At 70.3% G+C, this 15866-nt stretch carries 18 protein-coding genes and 1 pseudogene; 10 read left to right on the forward strand and 9 right to left on the reverse strand.

The genetic code is table 11. The features are described from left to right. Positions 1-18: 18 nt before the first annotated feature. Positions 19-525, reverse strand: a complete 507-nt coding sequence (locus AB0H62_RS33440) for a GNAT family N-acetyltransferase (RefSeq protein WP_360590537.1) — start codon at positions 523-525, stop codon at positions 19-21. A 69-nt stretch (positions 526-594) separates the two neighbouring features. On the opposite strand from AB0H62_RS33440, the gene AB0H62_RS33445 reads away from it, so the two are divergent. Further along, positions 595-1179 (forward strand): TetR/AcrR family transcriptional regulator, encoded by a 585-nt coding sequence (locus AB0H62_RS33445; protein WP_220243664.1) that lies wholly within the window; start codon positions 595-597, stop codon positions 1177-1179. Here AB0H62_RS33445 and AB0H62_RS33450 read toward each other — a convergent pair whose 3' ends face one another. Next, on the reverse strand, positions 1180-2145 hold the full coding sequence (locus AB0H62_RS33450; protein WP_360590539.1) for a helix-turn-helix domain-containing protein: 966 nt from the start codon (positions 2143-2145) through the stop codon (positions 1180-1182). Between the two features lie 52 nt (positions 2146-2197). On the opposite strand from AB0H62_RS33450, the gene AB0H62_RS33455 reads away from it, so the two are divergent. The 5 genes from AB0H62_RS33455 (at position 2198) to AB0H62_RS33475 (ending at position 5418) form a co-directional block, all read left to right on the forward strand. Continuing rightward, entirely contained in the window at positions 2198-2593 is a 396-nt protein-coding gene (locus AB0H62_RS33455; RefSeq protein WP_220243662.1) for a cupin domain-containing protein, read from the forward strand. Positions 2594-2645: 52 nt separating this feature from the next. Further along, positions 2646-3158 carry a helix-turn-helix domain-containing protein gene (locus tag AB0H62_RS33460; RefSeq protein WP_220243661.1) on the forward strand — a complete coding sequence of 171 codons (513 nt, stop codon included), beginning with the start codon at positions 2646-2648 and terminating at the stop codon, positions 3156-3158. A gap of 88 nt (positions 3159-3246) precedes the next feature. Beyond that, positions 3247-3759, forward strand: coding sequence for an SRPBCC family protein (locus AB0H62_RS33465; RefSeq protein ID WP_220243660.1), 513 nt, complete (start codon positions 3247-3249; stop codon positions 3757-3759). Next, the gene (locus tag AB0H62_RS33470) at positions 3759-4796 is read left to right on the forward strand and encodes an LLM class flavin-dependent oxidoreductase (RefSeq protein WP_220243659.1); all 1038 of its coding nucleotides are present in this window, start codon (positions 3759-3761) and stop codon (positions 4794-4796) included. The genes AB0H62_RS33465 and AB0H62_RS33470 overlap by 1 nt, the downstream gene beginning before the upstream one ends. 70 nt (positions 4797-4866) lie before the next feature. Then, positions 4867-5418, forward strand: a complete 552-nt coding sequence (locus AB0H62_RS33475; RefSeq protein ID WP_220243658.1) for a dihydrofolate reductase family protein — start codon at positions 4867-4869, stop codon at positions 5416-5418. Positions 5419-5466: 48 nt separating this feature from the next. Here the strand turns inward: AB0H62_RS33475 and AB0H62_RS33480 are convergent, their stop codons facing one another. Then, positions 5467-6531 carry a pyridoxal-phosphate dependent enzyme gene (locus AB0H62_RS33480; protein WP_360590542.1) on the reverse strand — a complete coding sequence of 355 codons (1065 nt, stop codon included), beginning with the start codon at positions 6529-6531 and terminating at the stop codon, positions 5467-5469. Positions 6532-6637: 106 nt separating this feature from the next. On the opposite strand from AB0H62_RS33480, the gene AB0H62_RS33485 reads away from it, so the two are divergent. Next, positions 6638-7510, forward strand: a complete 873-nt coding sequence (locus AB0H62_RS33485) for a LysR family transcriptional regulator (RefSeq protein WP_360590544.1) — start codon at positions 6638-6640, stop codon at positions 7508-7510. A gap of 25 nt (positions 7511-7535) precedes the next feature. Here AB0H62_RS33485 and AB0H62_RS33490 read toward each other — a convergent pair whose 3' ends face one another. Further along, positions 7536-9062 carry an AMP-binding protein gene (locus AB0H62_RS33490; RefSeq protein WP_360590546.1) on the reverse strand — a complete coding sequence of 509 codons (1527 nt, stop codon included), beginning with the start codon at positions 9060-9062 and terminating at the stop codon, positions 7536-7538. Between the two features lie 91 nt (positions 9063-9153). After that, positions 9154-9963: a helix-turn-helix transcriptional regulator gene (locus tag AB0H62_RS33495; protein ID WP_220243654.1), complete on the reverse strand. Its 810-nt coding sequence runs from the start codon at positions 9961-9963 to the stop codon at positions 9154-9156. 110 nt (positions 9964-10073) lie between these two features. Here AB0H62_RS33495 and AB0H62_RS33500 point away from each other — a divergent pair, with 110 nt between their 5' ends. Further along, positions 10074-10946, forward strand: coding sequence for a hypothetical protein (locus AB0H62_RS33500; protein WP_220243653.1), 873 nt, complete (start codon positions 10074-10076; stop codon positions 10944-10946). Here AB0H62_RS33500 and AB0H62_RS33505 read toward each other — a convergent pair. Next, on the reverse strand, positions 10916-11755 hold the full coding sequence (locus tag AB0H62_RS33505; protein WP_220243652.1) for an LLM class F420-dependent oxidoreductase: 840 nt from the start codon (positions 11753-11755) through the stop codon (positions 10916-10918). The two genes, AB0H62_RS33500 and AB0H62_RS33505, sit on opposite strands and share 31 nt — an antisense overlap. 182 nt (positions 11756-11937) lie before the next feature. On the opposite strand from AB0H62_RS33505, the pseudogene AB0H62_RS33510 reads away from it, so the two are divergent. Further along, positions 11938-12183 (forward strand): annotated as a pseudogene (locus AB0H62_RS33510) (DUF664 domain-containing protein); the annotation flags it as partial. Between the two features lie 129 nt (positions 12184-12312). Here the strand turns inward: AB0H62_RS33510 and AB0H62_RS33515 are convergent. Then, positions 12313-13005: a TetR/AcrR family transcriptional regulator gene (locus AB0H62_RS33515; protein WP_220243651.1), complete on the reverse strand. Its 693-nt coding sequence runs from the start codon at positions 13003-13005 to the stop codon at positions 12313-12315. Between the two features lie 36 nt (positions 13006-13041). Here AB0H62_RS33515 and AB0H62_RS33520 point away from each other — a divergent pair, with 36 nt between their 5' ends. Next, a complete protein-coding gene (locus AB0H62_RS33520; RefSeq protein ID WP_220243650.1) occupies positions 13042-14139 on the forward strand; it encodes a DNA alkylation repair protein in 1098 nt (365 codons plus the stop codon). A 25-nt stretch (positions 14140-14164) separates the two neighbouring features. Here the strand turns inward: AB0H62_RS33520 and AB0H62_RS33525 are convergent, their stop codons facing one another. Together AB0H62_RS33525 and folP are read right to left on the reverse strand one after the other, a co-directional pair. After that, positions 14165-14896 carry a pyrimidine reductase family protein gene (locus AB0H62_RS33525; RefSeq protein ID WP_220243649.1) on the reverse strand — a complete coding sequence of 244 codons (732 nt, stop codon included), beginning with the start codon at positions 14894-14896 and terminating at the stop codon, positions 14165-14167. Next, complete coding sequence (folP, locus tag AB0H62_RS33530; RefSeq protein WP_220243648.1) at positions 14896-15765, reverse strand: dihydropteroate synthase; 870 nt, start codon at positions 15763-15765, stop codon at positions 14896-14898. The genes AB0H62_RS33525 and folP overlap by 1 nt, the downstream gene beginning before the upstream one ends. Positions 15766-15866 lie beyond the last annotated feature (101 nt).

Here is a 15866-nt window from a genome sequence, read left to right on the forward strand (position 1 = left end):
TTGGCCGATCGGACATTTTCACCGGGGTTTAACAGGAGGTGCGGACTGGTTTTCCAACGACTGCGCCGAATGGAGTAATCGCGCGAAGCATCGGGCCAGTGGATCACTGTCGTACGCGCCGAAGGCCGGGATCGGTTCGTAGCCTTCCCGCTGGTAGAAGCGCATCGCGTCCGGCTGGCGGACGCCGGTTTCCAGCAGTAGCCGCGTGAGGCCGTGCGACACGGCCTCCTCTTCGAGCGCTCGCAACAACGCCGTCGAAACGCCGGTGCCGCGCGAGGCCGGCACCACGTACATGCGTTTGATCTCCGCCTCACCCGGCCCGAGGAACCGCAGGCCACCGCAGCCGACCGCGGTGCCGTCGGACCACGCGATGACAAAAACGGCCATACTTTCGGCGGTTGGCGCCGGGCCGGCTTCGTGATCACTGGTCGCGTACCGGGTGTCCAATTCGGCCCGTTGTGCCGTCCGCAGGGCCACCGCCTCCGGCGCGTCCCACTCCGAACGCAGGATCTCGATCACCGCCACCCCCCAAAAATTCACGCGTGGTTTCGGAACAAGTGTTACCGTAACCGATGTTACGGAAAGGAGGCTCGCATGCCAAGACAGCGCGACGTCGACGCTCAGCGCGAACTGCTCTCCGGCGCGGTGTGGCAAGTGCTGGCCGTCGACGGGCTGCCCGGTCTCACCGTGCGCGCCGTCGCCGAGCGCGCGGGCTGCACCACGGGCCTGGTCATGCACGCGTTCCCGACCAAGCGGGCCCTGCTGCTGCACGCCCGCGACCAGCTGCACCAGCGCACCGCCGAACGCGCCGACGCCACCGAAGCCGTCGGCGGCCCACCCACCGCCGTGTTGCGCGACGTCCTCTGCCACGCCGCCACTCTCACCGAAGAAGCCGCCGACGAGGCCCGGGTCTGGGTCGGCTTCCTCGCCGCCGCCCTGGCAGACCCCGAGCTGGCAGACCGCCACCGCGCGCACAACCGCTCGTTCGTCATCCGCGTGACGCGGCTCGTCGGCGCCTGCCACCCCCGCTGGGCTCACCCGCGCCGCGAACGGACCGCGAAACGCCTGATCGCCCTGGTCGAAGGCCTCAACGCCCTGACCGCGGCCGACCCTGCCACCTACCCGCCGGCCGTTCACCGCGACGCGATCGCCGCCGCCCTGCGCGAGCTCGAGAACTGATCAGGCCGCCGGCCCGAACCGCCGCCGGTACTCCGACGGGCTCAGCCCCGTGTGCCGCCGCAGCTGCGCCCGCAGGTTGGCGGCCGTCCCGAACCCGCATTCGGTGGCGACGCGGTCCAGCCGCAGCTCGCCGCGTTCCAGCAGTCGGCACGCGAGGCTCACCCGCTCCGTCGTCAGCCAGGCCAGCGGCGTCGTGCCCAGCTCGCCGCGGAACCGCCGGTGCAGCGTCGCCTGGCTGGTCGCCGCCCGCGTGGCCAGGTCCGCGACGGTCAACGCCCGGTCGAGATTGGCGCGCGCCCACTCCAGCAACGGCGCCAGCGACGCGTCCGGCACCACGGGCACCGGCCGTTCCACGAACTGCTGCTGACCGCCGTCGCGGTGGCCGGGGAAGACCAGGCGGCGGCTCACGGCGTTGGCGATCTCCGCGCCGTGGTCGCGCTGGATCACGTACAGGCCAAGGTCCATCGCCGCCGCGCTGCCCGCCGCCGTGAGCACCGTGCCCTCGTCGACGAACAGGACGTCGGGCTCCAACCGCACGTCGGGGTAGCGCTCGGTGAACTCGGCCGCCCACCGCCAGTGCGTCGTCGCGCGCAGCCCGTCCAGCACACCCGCCTCGGCCAGCGTGAACGCGCCGGTGCAGAAGCTCATCAGCCGCGCGCCGCGCGCGTGCGCCCGCCGGATCGCCGACAGCACCGAGGCATCCGCCGGCACCTGCGGATCCGGCCGGTTCGGCACGATCACCGTGTCCGCCTCGTCGACCGCGCCGAGCCCCGCGATGCCCGAGAGCGTGAACATCCCCAGGTGCATGCCCACGCGCTCGCGCGCCGAGGCCAGCGTGAACTCGTACCAGGGCCGCCCGAGCTCGGGCCGGCGCAGGCCGAACAGCTCCGTCGCGACGCCCATCTCGAACGGATTCGAGCCGTCGTCCACGACCATCACCACGCGGTGCGAGGATCCTTGCGACATATGCTATTCCTAGCACTCCCGGTGGCCTGGCGACAGGACGACGATCGATCGCATGAACCAGCCCATCGATCTGCAGACCGTGCTCGACGGCTTCGACGCAGTGTGGAGCCCGCGCATCGTCGCGAACATCAACGACTACGACGTCCGCCTCGCCCGCTTCTCCGGCGAGCACGTGTGGCACGTCCACGAGAACACCGACGAGTTCTTCCTGGTCCTCGACGGCGAGATCCGGATCGGCCTGCGGGAGCCCGCCGGTGAGCGCGTGGTCACCGTGGGGCGCGGCTCGGTGTTCGTGGTGCCGCGCGGGACGTTCCACAAGCCGTCTTCGAAGGAAGGCGCGGCCGTGCTGCTCGTGGAGCCCGCGGGCACGCTCTCGGTCGGCGACGAGCACGACGAGGTGCCCGATCACGTGGACGTGACCGTCGGCCACCGCGTGGAAATCGCCTGATCACAGCTTCCAACAGCTGAGTTTCAGACTGAGACGGCGTAGTCTCCCGTCCATGAAACGGACTTCCTTCGCGCAGTGGCCGTGCTCCATCGCGCGGACCATGGACCTGCTCGGGGACTGGTGGACGCCGCTCGTGCTGCGCGACGCGTTCTACGGCGTCACGCGCTTCGACGAGTTCCAGCAGGCGCTCGGCATCGCGCGCAACACCCTCGCCGACCGGCTGCGCCGGCTGGTCGACGAGGGTCTGCTGGAGAAGGTGGCCTACCAGACCGAGCCGGTGCGCTACGACTACGTGCTCACCGACAAGGGCAAGGACTTCTTCGGGGTCCTCATCGCGATGACGGCGTGGGGGGACCGCTGGCTCGCCGGTGAGGCCGGCCCGCCGATCACGACGCACCACGAGAAGTGCGGCCACGACACGCACGCCGAGGTCGTCTGCGCGCACTGCGGCGAGCCGCTCACCTCCGAGGACACGCGGATGCGCCGCGGCCCCGGCTTCCCCGAGAAGATCGCGCACCGGCCCGACGTCGAGGCGCGGTTCGCGAAGCAGGAAGCCGCGCACTGAGCCGACCTCGCGTTGACACGAGGGTCTCACTACGAAACTATCGTGGTCAGAGGCACCTTGACGGTCGAAGCTGAGGAGGCGCACCACGATGGAGTGGACCGGCGCGCGGTACGCGGACAAGCCCACGGCCGAGGCGGCCACCTGGATCGACAGCGCTCCCGAGACGGTGTGGCCGTTCGTGTCCGACGTGCAGCGCATGCCCGAGATGAGCGCTGAGCTTCAGCGTGTCGAGTGGTGCGACGGGGCGACCGGCCCGAAGCTCGGCGTCTCCTTCGTGGGCTACAGCAAGCACGACGCGCTCGGCGAGTGGTCGACGACGTCGTTCATCGTCGAGTACGACGAGCCGCGCGTGTTCGCGTGGGCGGTGGCGGACGCGGAGACGCCCACGGCGACCTGGCGCTTCACGCTCGAGCCCGAGAACGGCGGCACGAAGCTCACGCAGTGGATGCAGATGGGGCCGGCGCGATCGGGTCTGTCGTTCGCCATCGACCGCATGCCGGACAAGGAGGAGAAGATCGTTTTCGTGCGCATGCGCGAGTTCGAGAACGCGATGATCGCGACCGTCGCGGCGATCAAGGACCGGGTCGAGGCGGCGCGCTGATGCGCACCGCGACCACGGTCGAGGCCTCGGGCGGCTGGGCGGAGACGCTGGAGTTCGTGCTGGAGGCTGAAAAACTCGGTCTCGACGTGTGCTGGGTCGCCGAGGCGTGGGGTTCGGACGCGCCGTCGGTGCTCGGCTTCCTGGCGGGGCGCACTTCGCGGCTGCAGCTCGGCTCCGGAATCATGCAGGTCGGTGTGCGCACGCCCGTCGCGGTGGCGCAGGCGGCGTTGACACTCGCCGACATGTCCGGCGGCCGGTTCTCACTGGGCCTCGGACCGAGTGGGCCGCAGGTGATGGAGGGACTGCACGGCGTGCCGTTCGCGAAGCCGCTCACGCGGATGCGCGAGACGGTGCAGATCGTGCGCAGCGCGTTCGCGGGGGAGAAGATCTCCTTCTCCGGCAAGGCTTTCGAGATCCCGCTGCCGGGCGAGGCGCGGCCGATGCGGCTGTCGTCGAAAGCATGCGAGGACATCCCCATCTACTTGGCCACGCTGTCGCCGAAGATGCTGGAGCTCACCGGCGAAGTCGCCGACGGCTGGCTCGGCACCAGCTTCGTGCCCGAAGGCGCTTCGGCGTACTTCAGCCACCTCGACGCCGGCCTCGCGAAGTCCGGCCGCGTGCGGGGCGACCTCGACGTGTGCCAGGGCGCGGAAGTCGCGTTCGCCGCAAATGATGACGAGTTGCGCGACATGGTGGGATCTCGGAAGAAGGAACTCGCGTTTTCCTTGGGGGGTATGGGTTCCGCGAGCACCAACTTCTACAACGACGCCTACAGCCGCCAGGGCTGGGCCGAGGTCGCCGCGGAGGTCCGCGACCGCTGGCAGTCCGGCGACCGCGACGGCGCCGCTTCGCTCGTGACGGACGAGATGGTCCTGGGCACCACGCTCATCGGCACCGAGGACATGGTCCGCACGCGGCTGCGCGTCTGGCGCGACGCCGGCGTCGACACGGTCCGCCTCTACCCGGCGGGCGACTCGCTCGACGCGCGGCTGTCGACGCTCGGCCGCGCGCTCGACCTGGTGCGGCAAGTGGGTTGATCGTTCGGTTTGTCTGCGCGATCCCGGTCGTCTCCGGGATAGTGGGGCTCCCCGAACGAGGAGCCCTCCGATGCGCAAGATCGTGTCCACGTTGTTCGTGTCGCTGGACGGCGTCGTCGAAGCGCCGGACCGCTGGTCGCTTTCGCACTGGACGCCCGAGCTCGAACGCATCGTCGGCGCCGGCATGTCCGACGCCGACGCGATGCTGCTGGGCCGCGTGACGTTCGAGGGCTTCGCCGAAGCGTGGCCCGGCCGCACGGACGACCCCGGCGCGGAGTTCATGAACAACGTCCGCAAGTACGTCGCCTCCACCACGCTCACCGCCGTCGGCTGGCAGCACACCACCCTCCTGCCGCGCGACCTCGAACCCGCGATCCGCGACCTCAAGGCCGCCCCCGGCGGCACCATCCTCACCAGCGGCAGCGCGACGCTCGTGCGCTGGCTGCTCGCCCGCCGCCTCGTCGACGAGCTGGTCCTCCTGCAACACCCCGTCGTCGTCGGCGCGGGCCGCCGCCTGTTCCCGGCCGACGGTCCGCACCTGGACTTCGCGCTGGAACGATCGAAGGTGTTCGGCAACGGGGTGGTGCAGCTCGTCTACCGGCCGGCCGAGCCGCGCGGCTAGTTCACCTGCCGCTCCGATCGAACTCGCCGACATCGGGGGGCCACGGGGTCAATCGGTGATGTGGCCGACGACTTGGGGGATTTCGAACAGGTTGCCGGTGTCTCCGGTGTGCAGGAACGCGACGTTGCTGTCGGCGGGGATCCGCCCGCTGCGGGCGTGGTCGAGCAATCCCGCGAGTCCCTTGCCGGTGTAGACGGGGCCGACGAAGACGCCCTCTGCTCGGGCCAGCTCGCGGATGGCTGCCGAGCTTTCGGGGGACGCGACGGCGTAGTCCTCGCCGATGAAGCGCTGGTCGATGTCGATCTCGGCACGGATCGTCGCGTCGTCGGGTACGGGCGCACCCAAGGTGGCCAGAACCGCCTTGGTCCGTTCGACGATCACGCCGGGGTTCATCCAGTCTTCGTCGTTGTACTTCAGGATGGAGATCGACCGGAACTTCACCGGGTGGCCCAGGCTCAGCTTGGCTGCCAGCATCCCCGGCAGCGCGGTCCCGGTACCGATCGTGTGGTAGACGAAGTCGAGCTCGGCCCCTGCGGCGTCGGACTGTTCGAGCATCTCCCGGAAGGTCAGGGCGTGCGCGATGAAGCCGTCGGGGTGTGCACCGCCGGCTCCGACGACGAGGACCTTGTGCCCCTGTGCCTCGAGCTCGGCCTTGCGGTTCGCGATGGTGCCGGTGATCCGCGGGGCGTCTCCGGTGCTGCCGGTGACGTTGATGACGTGGGTTTCGACCCCCATTGTTTTGTTGAGCAGGTAGTTGCCGCGGAGCTCGCCGAGTTCACCGTGCCGGGGCACGTTCCGCGTCAGCACCAGGATCGGCGTGATTCGTGCGCTCAGGCAGGCGGCGGCGAACTGCAGCCCCGAGTTGGTCAAGTACGCGCCCTGGGTGATCACGTGCGTCACCCCGTCCTCGATCGCCCGCCCCAGGATGAACTCGGCCAGACGCATCTTGCTTCCGCTGATCGCACCGGGGCCGGCCAGGTCCTCGCGTTTCAAGAAGAAGTTGATCCCGTACGCCGCCGACAGGTTGGGCAAGGCGTGGAACGGAGTGGGATAGAACCCGACCCGACGTCGGGGGAGTGTGTCGATGGCGGTGTCGAAGTGCGTGAAGTCCATGCGTCCAGCGTCACCGACGCCTCTGGATTAGCGCAAGCGATGATCTCTTCTCGTTCGATAAGCTACGCTTAACTTCATGTCTTGGCTGTTCGATCCGCGGCATCTGGTGACCCTTGCGGCCGTCGTACGGCTCGGCTCGTTCGCCGCTGCCGCCGACGAGCTGGGCTACACCCAGTCCGCGGTCTCGCAGCAGATCGCGGAACTGGAACGACGAGTCGGTGCGCGAGTCGTGGTCCGGCGGCCCGTCCGTGCGACCGAGGCCGGGAAAGTTCTTCTCGACACCGAGGCCGCGATCACCACCTCGATGAGCCACGCCGCCACCGAGCTCGCGGCGCTCGCGGACGGAACCGTCGGCGAGGTGCGGCTCGGCGCGTTCATCTCCGCCGCAGCCTCCATCGTTCCTGCTGCGCTCGCGCGCCTGCGGTCGACCCGTCCGGCAGTTCACATCACACTCCGCGAACTCGAGCAGCGCGAAACGCATGCGCTGCTGTTCCGGGGTGAGATCGACCTGGCCATCACCTTCGACTACGAACACGCTCCCGAGCCAGTGCCCGCCGGGCTCAGGCAAGAGCACCTCATGGACGATCCGATCATGGTCGTCGTTCCCGTCGGTCATCCCCTGGCCGGAGCCGACAGCGTCACCCCGGCCGACCTGCCGTCGGACGCGTGGATCAACACCGCGGTCGACGTCCGCGACTTGGCCGCGTCGCCCGTCAGCGGCGTCCGGGGAAGCGGACATCGTTTGGACTTCGACGGCATGGACTTCCGTACCGCACTCAATCTTGTCGCGGCGGGCCTCGGCGTCGCACTGCTGCCGCGGTTGTTGCTGTCGGACGCTCCCCCGAGCGTGGTGGTTATCCCGATGCGGCAGCCCACGCTCGTCCGTCGTCTGTACACCTGCCGACTCGATACGCGAGGTGTGACCGCGCCGATCAGACGGCTCGAGACGTACCTGCGGGAAGCCGCAACGGAACTCTGAAACAAAAGGCTTTTTCAGAGATTCCCTAGTGCACCTGCCGGTCCTGGCCTTCCCAGAACGGCTTGCGCAGCTTGAACTTCTGGATCTTGCCCGTCGCCGTGCGGGGGAGCTCGTCGAGGAAGTCCACACGCTTCGGGCACTTGTAGCCGGCCAGGTGGCCGCGGCAGTGCGTGATCAGGTCCTCCGCCGTCACGGGGGTGCCGTCCGTGACGACCAGGGCCGTGACGAGCTCGCCCCACTTCGTGTCGGGGATGCCGATCACGGCGGCCTCGCGCACGGCCGGGTGGGAGTTCAGGGCGTCTTCCACCTCGATGGAGGACACGTTCTCGCCGCCGGTGATGATCACGTCCTTCTTGCGGTCGGCGATGGAGAGGTAGCCGTCCTCGAAGCGGCCGCCGTCGCCGGTGTGGAACCAGTTGCCCGCCTGCACGCGGGCGGTTTCGTCCGGGTTCTCCCAGTAGCCGTCGAGGTTCATGTTCGACTGGACGAGCACCTCGCCGTCGGTGTCGATCGACACGCGCACGCCCAGCGCCGGCGCGCCCGCGCGGCCCAGGAGCTTCGCCTGCTCGTGAGTGTCGAGGTCTTCCCACTCCGAGCGGAAGCGGTTGACCGTGAGCAGCGGCGACGTCTCGGTGAGGCCGTAGATCTGGATGAACTCCCAGCCCAGCTCGGCGCGCACGCGTTCGATGGTGCGGGTCGGCGGCGGCGCGCCCGCCACGACGATTCGCACGCGGTCGCGGCCGGGGATCTCGCCGTCCCACTTCGCGGCGCCGTCGAGCGCCGCGGTGACCACGGCGGGGGCGGCGCACATGATCGTGACGCCGTGTTCCTCCACGCGGCGCAGGATCTCCGTGCCGTCGACCTTGCGCAGCACGATGTGGCGCGCGCCGAGACCGGTGACGCCGTAGGGCATGCCCCAGCCGTTGCAGTGGAACATCGGCAGGGTGTGCAGCAGCACGTCGTTGTCGTTGAGCGTGGTGTGCAAGGCGAACGTGGTGGCGTTGAGCCAGAGGTTGCGGTGCGTCAGCTGCACGCCCTTGGGCCGCGCGGTGGTGCCCGAGGTGTAGTTGAGCGTGGCGGTGGCCGATTCGTCGGGCGTCCACGGGCGCGGTTCGCCGTCGCCGCCGAAGATCTGCTCGTCGTGCTCGCCGAGCACGAACACGTGCTTCGCGGTGACCGAGTCCAGCAGCGGCTTCAGCTCCGGGTCGACCATCACGACCTCGGCGCCCGAGTGCTCCACGATGTAGCGCACCTCCGCCGGGGCGAGCCGGAAGTTCACCGGCACCAGGATGCGGCCCCACCCAGAAACCCCGAAGAACGACGTGAGCAGCCGCGCCGAGTTGTGCGAAACGATCGCGACGCGCCCGCCGACGGGCACGCCCAGCGCGTCGAGGTTCGCGGCCTGCTTGCGGGCCCGCCGGGCCAGCTCGCGGTAGGTGATCGCGCCCCACGAGGCCGCGGGCTGGTCGGGTTCGTCCACCACCGCGATCCGGTCCGGGTACACCGTTTCCGCGCGGTCGAGGAAATCGCGGACAGCGAGGTCGTAGAACACGTGCCGATCCCTTCGCGTCGAACGGGCAGCGCTGCCCGTGCGGCGATGATGCCCGCGCGGTGACCACCCGGCCACCCCACAAAGGGGGTGCTCAGCCGAACAGGCCGGCCGCGCGGGCCCGGTTCACCGCCTGGATCCGGTTGCTGACGTCGAGCTTGCGCATGGCGTGCTTGAGGTACGACTTGACCGTGTTGGGCAGCAGCCCGAGCCGCTCGGAGATCTCGTCGTTGGTGCAGCCCTCGCGCACGAGCCGCAGCACGTCGAGCTCGCGCGGCGACAGCGTGATCCCCGGCGGTGCCTCGGCCGGACGCAGGCGTTCGCACACTTCGAGCAGCCGCGCGCGGGCCTCGTCGTCGTGCATCGAACCGGCGATCGCGAGGAGCTCGGCGTGCAGGTCGTGGCGCTCACCCGGCGGCGGTGTCGCCACCCGGCGCCGGACTTCCTCCTCCACCTCGATGTCGCGCTCCAGCCGTGCGACGACCGCGCTCGCCGCGCGCAGGATCCGGTCGCCGAAGGTGATCGAATCGCGCGTCGCCGCGTACAGCACCGCGCGCGTCGACGCGCCCACGCGCACCGGCAGCGCGACCATCGCCCGCAGCTGCTCCGGCGCAACGGCTCGGTCGTACTTGTGGGTGATGCCCTGCGCGTTGAGATAGTCGATGACCGTCGACGGCCGCCCGAGCGCCACGGCCTTGCCGCCCAGCCCGGCGCCGGTGTCGACGCGCAGGTGCTGCAGCGAGCCCGTGGCCGTGCCGCGCAGCTGGTCGATCACGAGCGTCCTCGACCCCGCCGACACGGGCCCGCCCATCGCGACCGGCAGCCCGGTCACGCGCTGGAGCGCCTGCAGCGCGCCGGCGACCAGGGGGCTGGCCGTCAGCGCGAGCCTGCCCGATGGCGTCATGGGCACCGTCCCTGGACCTGTCTCGCTTGACCTGCGGCTTTCGGCTTTGCCGAGGCGTCCACCGTACGTGATACGTCGCGTTCGGACTACCGGTGTGGTTCCGTGGTGCGGTGGCAGCACCGGATTTCGACACCGTCGCCGATGACCTCTACGCGGGCGAGCCCGCGGACTTCGTCGCGTCGCGCTCAGCCGCGGCCCGTGCGGCCAAACAAGCGGGCGACGCCGAGCTCGCGCGCCGCATCCAGGCACTGCGCAAGCCGACGACCGCGGCCTTCTTCGTCAACCGGCTGGCTCGCGACGGTTCCTCGGCGCTCGAGGAGCTGGCCGAGCTGGGCGACCGGCTGCGTGCCGCGCACGCGAGCCTCGCCGGCGAGCAGCTGCGGGAGCTGGCGCAGCGGCGGGCCGAGCTGGTGCGCGGGGTCCTGCGCGACGCGCCGGACCTGAGCGACTCCGTCGCGCGTGAGGTGGAGGAGACGCTGGAGACGGTCGTGGCGGACCCGGACGTCGCGCGGCTCGTGCTGGCGGGGCGGCTGACGTCGGTGGCGCACCAGGATGTGGACCAGTGGCTGTCGTTGCCCGCTGCTTCGGGTCCACGGAAGAAGAAGCCCGCTCCGGAGCGGAAAACCGCGCCGGCCAAGGAAAACACCCGCCGCAAGCAGGCCGACGAGAAGGCCGCGCGCGAGAAGTCCGAAAAGGACCATGCGGACCGCGAACGGGAACGCGTCGCCCGCGAAGAGTGGCAGCGCAAGGCTTCCGCCGCCACGCGCGAACGAGCCGAAGCCTCACGAACCCTGGTCCGCACCGAACGCATCGCCGAACTGGCCGACGCTCGCCTGGCCGAGCTACGCGAACGCCTGGCGGACGCGGAAACCCGAGCCGCCCGCGCGGCCGAGGACCTCTCGGCGGCGCGGGCGGCGTTCGACAAGGCCGACGAGGCCGTGCAGCAGTTCGCTCACAAAAGCACTTCGGCGAGCCGGCGGTAGCCCGTCAACGGGTCGGGCCCCAGCACGTGGACCCCGACGTGGTCGGCGCCGGCGTTCAGGTGTTGGGCCAGCCGGCCGTGGATCGCGGCGGGCGTGCCGTGGAGGACGAGGTCGTCGATGAGGCGGTCGCTGCCCTCACCGGAGACGTCGGCATCGGTGTAGCCGAGGCGGCGCAGGTTGTTCACGTAGTTGCGCAGGCCGAGGTAGGGCTTGTGCACGAACGGACGGCCGATCGCGCGGGCGGCCACGGGATCGTCGTCCACCACGACCTTGTGCTCCGGCGCCAGCAGCGCGCTCGGGCCGAGGACCGCCCGCGCGTGCTCGGTGTGCTTCGGCACGACGAGGTACGGGTGCGCGCCGCGCGTCCGCGTGGCGGCGAGTTCGAGCGAACGGTCCCCCAGCGCCGCGAGCACGCGGGCTTCGGCGGGCACGCCTTCGGCGTCGAGCTGGTCCAGGTAGGCGACCATCTTCTGGTACGGACTCTGGTACGTCGTGATCGACTCCGGGTGCCCGACGCCGACGCCGAGAACGAACCGCTCACCGTGCCGCTCGGTGAGGCGGTGGTAGGCGGCGGCGATGCGACCGGCGTCGTTGGTCCACATGTTCACGATCGCGGTGGCGACGGTGATCCGGTCAGTGGCGTCGAGGACTTCCTCGAAGTAGCCCAGATCCTCGACGGAGCTCGCGCCGATGCCGAACCACACCGTGGCGTAGCCCAGTTTTTCGGCTTCCACGGCCACTTTCTTGCGGGTCTTGTCGTCGGTGGCGGGGCTCATCCACGCGCCGTACCGGCCGAGTGCTGCTGGCATGCCGGATCCTCCTCTATATTTGTTATGTAGAGGACTGTAGCAAATGTATCGACGTTAGGAAGCGAGGCGGTCCAGCCTTGTCAGTGGATCTGGCCCGCGGTCAATAGATCTGGCCTCGATGTCCCCCACCCGGCCTGAACCTTGCGGACGTTCAGGCAGCAGAGGTCGTTGCGAGTCGGGGCGACTCGCCCGGCTACGTGCCCTGGTGGCCACGTCCTGACGTGATGCTGTTCAACGTCCTGGTCCACATGCTCACGGAGACCAGCCGGCACGCCGGGCACGCCGACATCCTGCGCGAACAGTTGGACGGCGAAGTCGAGATGGATGCGGCAAGCATGGCCCGGCGGGGGCAGGATGCAGCCTTCTGGGAGCGTCGGCGGGCGGAAATCGAGCGGGCGGCCAAAGCCGCCGATCCAGCCACGGCCTGACCGTTTCACCGCCTAATCAGGCGGAACACCTCGTTCACGGCCCCTGGCCTGCCGCATCCATCGGGCCAACTCCGGCGCCGCTGGACACGACTCGGGTGAAATGAGGTCGCCCAGGTGACCTGGGTCGCCTTAGGAGGCGAGGCGGTCCAGCCACTCGCGCAGCATGGTCTGCTCGACCGGGGTGAGCTGCTCGCTCTTCCCGTCCAGCGCCGTCGCGAGGGCGACGGCCAGCGCGCCGACTGTCGACGGCGCGTCGGCGGGCTCGTCGGTGATCAGCTTGGCGAGCAGCGCGTCGCGGACCTGGTGGGACATCGCCAGGTCGCGCGCGTCTTCGGGCTGGGCGATGAGGCTGAGCGTGACGCCGGAGTTGGCGGCCGCGATCTGCCGCGCGGCCTCGGCGGGGGTCACGCGCAGGCGGCCCTGGCGGGCGGCGTGCGTGAGCAGCTCCAGCAGCATCGCCTCGGCGCTGGAGGTGAGGGTGCAGGGGACGCCGGGCTGGATCTGGCCGTAGAGCAGCACGTAGAAGGCGGGGTGGGTCAGGCCGTAGTCCACGTGGCGGTCCCAGCCCTCGCGGATCTGCTCGACCGGATCGGCGTCCGCGCGGTTTTTGTCGGTGCTCTCCACATACTGGGTGAAGCCGAAGTTGACCACCGTGTCGAGCAGTCCCTGCTTGCTGCCGAAGTGGTGGTACAGCGTCGGCGCCTGCACGCCGGCCCGCTCGCAGATCGCGCGGGTCGAGACCGGTCCGCCGGCCGCCGCGTCGAGGAGCTGGGCTGCTGCCAGGAGCAGCCGGTCCTTGGCGCTGGTGTTCTGGATGGGCATGTAACGAATGTAGCGCTTGATGGAGGGGAGAAGCGGATGCCGCTGGCTGACGAGATGCTCAACGACGCGGTCGTCAGGGGGCTGCTCGCGTCGATGAAGGCAGCCGCGCCCGGCGTCGCGTTCGGGGAGCTCCGCCGGGTCCGCCTGGGTGGGCTCGGGCTGCGGCAACGCACGGACGCGGTGCGCGACGCACTGTTGGCCGACCTGCCGGGCGGCTACCGCGAGCTGTCGGACGTCGTGGAGCGGGCGTTGGCCGACGAATCGTTCTCCGGCTGGATGATCTGGCCCGTCTCGGAGGCGGCTTCGGCGCGGGCTCTGGCGGACGGCGGGCCGGTCGCGTTCGACGCCGCGTTGGATCTGCTCGCCGCCTTGACCCCGCGGCTCACGGCGGAGTTCGCCATCCGGCCGCTGCTCGACGCGGATCTCGACCGGGCGTTGCCGAAGGTGCTGACCTGGACTTCCGACCCGTCGGAGCACGTCCGCCGCCTGGCCTCGGAGGGCACGCGGCCGCTGCTGCCGTGGGCGCGCCGGGTGGGGGCGATCACCGCCCGGCCGGGCGTCACGGCGCCGATCCTCGACGCGCTGCACCGCGACTCTTCGGCGTACGTGCGGCGTTCGGTTGCCAACCACCTCAACGATCTGAGCCGCGCGCGTCCCGAGGCGGCGGTGGCCGCGGCCGGCCGCTGGGTGGGTGCTTCCGGTGACAAACAGACTGCGCAACTCGTCCGACACGGCCTGCGCACCCTGATCAAACAAGGCGACCCGGGTGCGTTGGCGCTGCTCGGCTTCGCGCCACCGTCCGGCATCACCTTCGACGGTCTCGTGCTCTCGGCGCCTTCGGTGACCATCGGCGCCGAACTGGGCTTCACCGGCACGCTGCGCAACACGGGCGACACGCCGATGAACCTGGTCGTCGACTACGTCGTGCACCACCGCAAAGCCAACGGCACCACCACACCGAAGGTCTTCAAGCTCACCACCCGCGTCCTCGACCCGGGCGCGGAGCTGCTCCTGGACCGCACCCACTCCTTCCGCGTCATCACCACCCGCGTCTACCACCCGGGCGCGCACGCGCTGGAGATCCAGGTGAACGGAACTTCGTTGGGGAAGGCGGATTTCGAGCTGTTGGCGTGAAGTCGACGATCCACTGTGGACTGAGTCAGTGCAGCAGGTACCGCAGCATCAACGTCCCGTCGTCCTCCAGGACCGAGGCCAGCTGGAGCCGCGCGGGGTCGATGGTGTCGCCGAAAGCCGCGCGCGGGGCGAGGCCCGCGATGAGGAAGGGGGAGATCGTCAGGCGGAGCTCGTCGACGGCGTCGGCGGCCAGGAGGGACGCGAAGAGGCGCGGGCCGCCCTCGCAGTCGATGCGGGTGAGGCCGCGGGAGACGAGGGCCGAGACGGCGGAGCGGAGGTCGACGGCGTCCGTGCCGGCCACGAGCACGTCGGCGCCCGCGGCGGTCCAGGCGGCGCGTAGGTCGGGGTCGGTGCCGGCGTGGGTGATGACGATGGTGGGCACCAAGGCGTTCGTGATCACCGGGGCGTCCGCGCGCAGCGAGCCGCCGCCGGTGACCACGGCGACCGGCGGGATCGGCGCGAGGCCGTGGCGGCGGCGCCGGTCGGCGGAGTGCTCGTCGGGGCGTATGCCCTTGAAGCCCTCGAGCAGGGCGGTACCCGCGCCGACCAGCACGACGTCGGCGAGGTCGTTGCCCAGCCGATAGATCACGCGGTCGGCGGGCGTGGACAGCGACGCCGAGCGGCCCTCGACGGTGACGGCACCGTCGGCGCTCGACACGAAGTTCACCGCGAGCCACTTGCCGGGCGCCGGGTACGCGTAGAGCGCCTCCAGGTCGGCCTCGGCCAGGTCGCGCGCGCCCGGGAAGATCTCGCGCATCAGACCGACCGCACCACGTGCGCGGGCGGGCGCGTGCCCACGATGCTGGCCACCATCTCCGCCACCTGCCGCGTCTCCACGACCTGGTGGGCGCGGAACATCGCGGCCCCGTGCAGCGCCGCGACGGCCGTGGCCGCGAGCGTGCCGATCACGCGCTCGCCGACGGGCACGTCGAGCGTCTCGCCGATCACGTCCTTGTTCGACAGCGCCATCAGCACCGGCCAGCCCGTGTCCACGAGCGCCTGCGTGTGCCGCATCAGCTCCAGCGACTGGTAGGAGTTCTTGCCGAAGTCGATGCAGGGGTCGATCATGATCCCTTCGCGCGGCACCCCGCGCTCCAGCGCGCGCTTCGCGAGCTCGGTGGTGCCGTCGATCACGGCGCCGACCACGTCGTCGTACTGCGGCTTCGCGGCTTCGGTGCGCGGCGTGAGGCCGTTGGTGTGGGAGCAGATGTACCCCGCGCCGTGCTCGGCCGCGACGTCCAGGATCTCGGGCTCGAAGGCCGCCCAGTTGTCGTTCACAATGTCGGCGCCGGCGCGGCAGACGGCGTCCGCGACCGCGGCGCGGTAGGTGTCGACGCTGATCACGAGGTCCGGGAACGTCTCGCGCGCCCATTCGACGGTCGGCACCACGCGGGCGATCTCCTCCGCCGTGGTGACCTCGGGGCCCTTGCCGGCCGGCACGCCGCCGATGTCGATGAGGTCCGCGCCCTCGGCGCACGCGCGGCGGATGGCGTCCTGCGCGCGGGTCTCGAGGTAGGTCGCACCGTTGTCGTAGAACGAATCGGGGGTGCGGTTGATGATGGCCATCACCAGCGCGCGATCGCTGGTGAGGCGGCGGCCTCGGAAGACGAGGTCGGGCGTGTGCATGGCTTCTCCCGTACCGGAACGTCGGTTCCCGCGATCATAGGCGAGCGCACGACGGTGATACGGCGGGCAGGTGGCGGGCAACACCGCCGAAGGCCACCTGC

This window comes from Amycolatopsis sp. NPDC050768, assembly GCF_040654155.1.
GTDB lineage: Bacteria > Actinomycetota > Actinomycetes > Mycobacteriales > Pseudonocardiaceae > Amycolatopsis.

Coding starts and splice junctions, on each gene's coding strand:
- AB0H62_RS33445 (WP_220243664.1), top strand. CDS start 595: ATGCCAAGACAGCGCGACGTCGACGCTCAGCGCGAACTGCTCTCCGGC.
- AB0H62_RS33450 (WP_360590539.1), bottom strand. CDS start 2,145: ATGTCGCAAGGATCCTCGCACCGCGTGGTGATGGTCGTGGACGACGGC.
- AB0H62_RS33455 (WP_220243662.1), top strand. CDS start 2,198: ATGAACCAGCCCATCGATCTGCAGACCGTGCTCGACGGCTTCGACGCA.
- AB0H62_RS33460 (WP_220243661.1), top strand. CDS start 2,646: ATGAAACGGACTTCCTTCGCGCAGTGGCCGTGCTCCATCGCGCGGACC.
- AB0H62_RS33465 (WP_220243660.1), top strand. CDS start 3,247: ATGGAGTGGACCGGCGCGCGGTACGCGGACAAGCCCACGGCCGAGGCG.
- AB0H62_RS33470 (WP_220243659.1), top strand. CDS start 3,759: ATGCGCACCGCGACCACGGTCGAGGCCTCGGGCGGCTGGGCGGAGACG.
- AB0H62_RS33475 (WP_220243658.1), top strand. CDS start 4,867: ATGCGCAAGATCGTGTCCACGTTGTTCGTGTCGCTGGACGGCGTCGTC.
- AB0H62_RS33480 (WP_360590542.1), bottom strand. CDS start 6,531: ATGGACTTCACGCACTTCGACACCGCCATCGACACACTCCCCCGACGT.
- AB0H62_RS33495 (WP_220243654.1), bottom strand. CDS start 9,963: ATGACGCCATCGGGCAGGCTCGCGCTGACGGCCAGCCCCCTGGTCGCC.
- AB0H62_RS33505 (WP_220243652.1), bottom strand. CDS start 11,755: ATGCCAGCAGCACTCGGCCGGTACGGCGCGTGGATGAGCCCCGCCACC.
- AB0H62_RS33515 (WP_220243651.1), bottom strand. CDS start 13,005: ATGCCCATCCAGAACACCAGCGCCAAGGACCGGCTGCTCCTGGCAGCA.
- AB0H62_RS33520 (WP_220243650.1), top strand. CDS start 13,042: ATGCCGCTGGCTGACGAGATGCTCAACGACGCGGTCGTCAGGGGGCTG.
- AB0H62_RS33525 (WP_220243649.1), bottom strand. CDS start 14,896: ATGCGCGAGATCTTCCCGGGCGCGCGCGACCTGGCCGAGGCCGACCTG.
- folP (WP_220243648.1), bottom strand. CDS start 15,765: ATGCACACGCCCGACCTCGTCTTCCGAGGCCGCCGCCTCACCAGCGAT.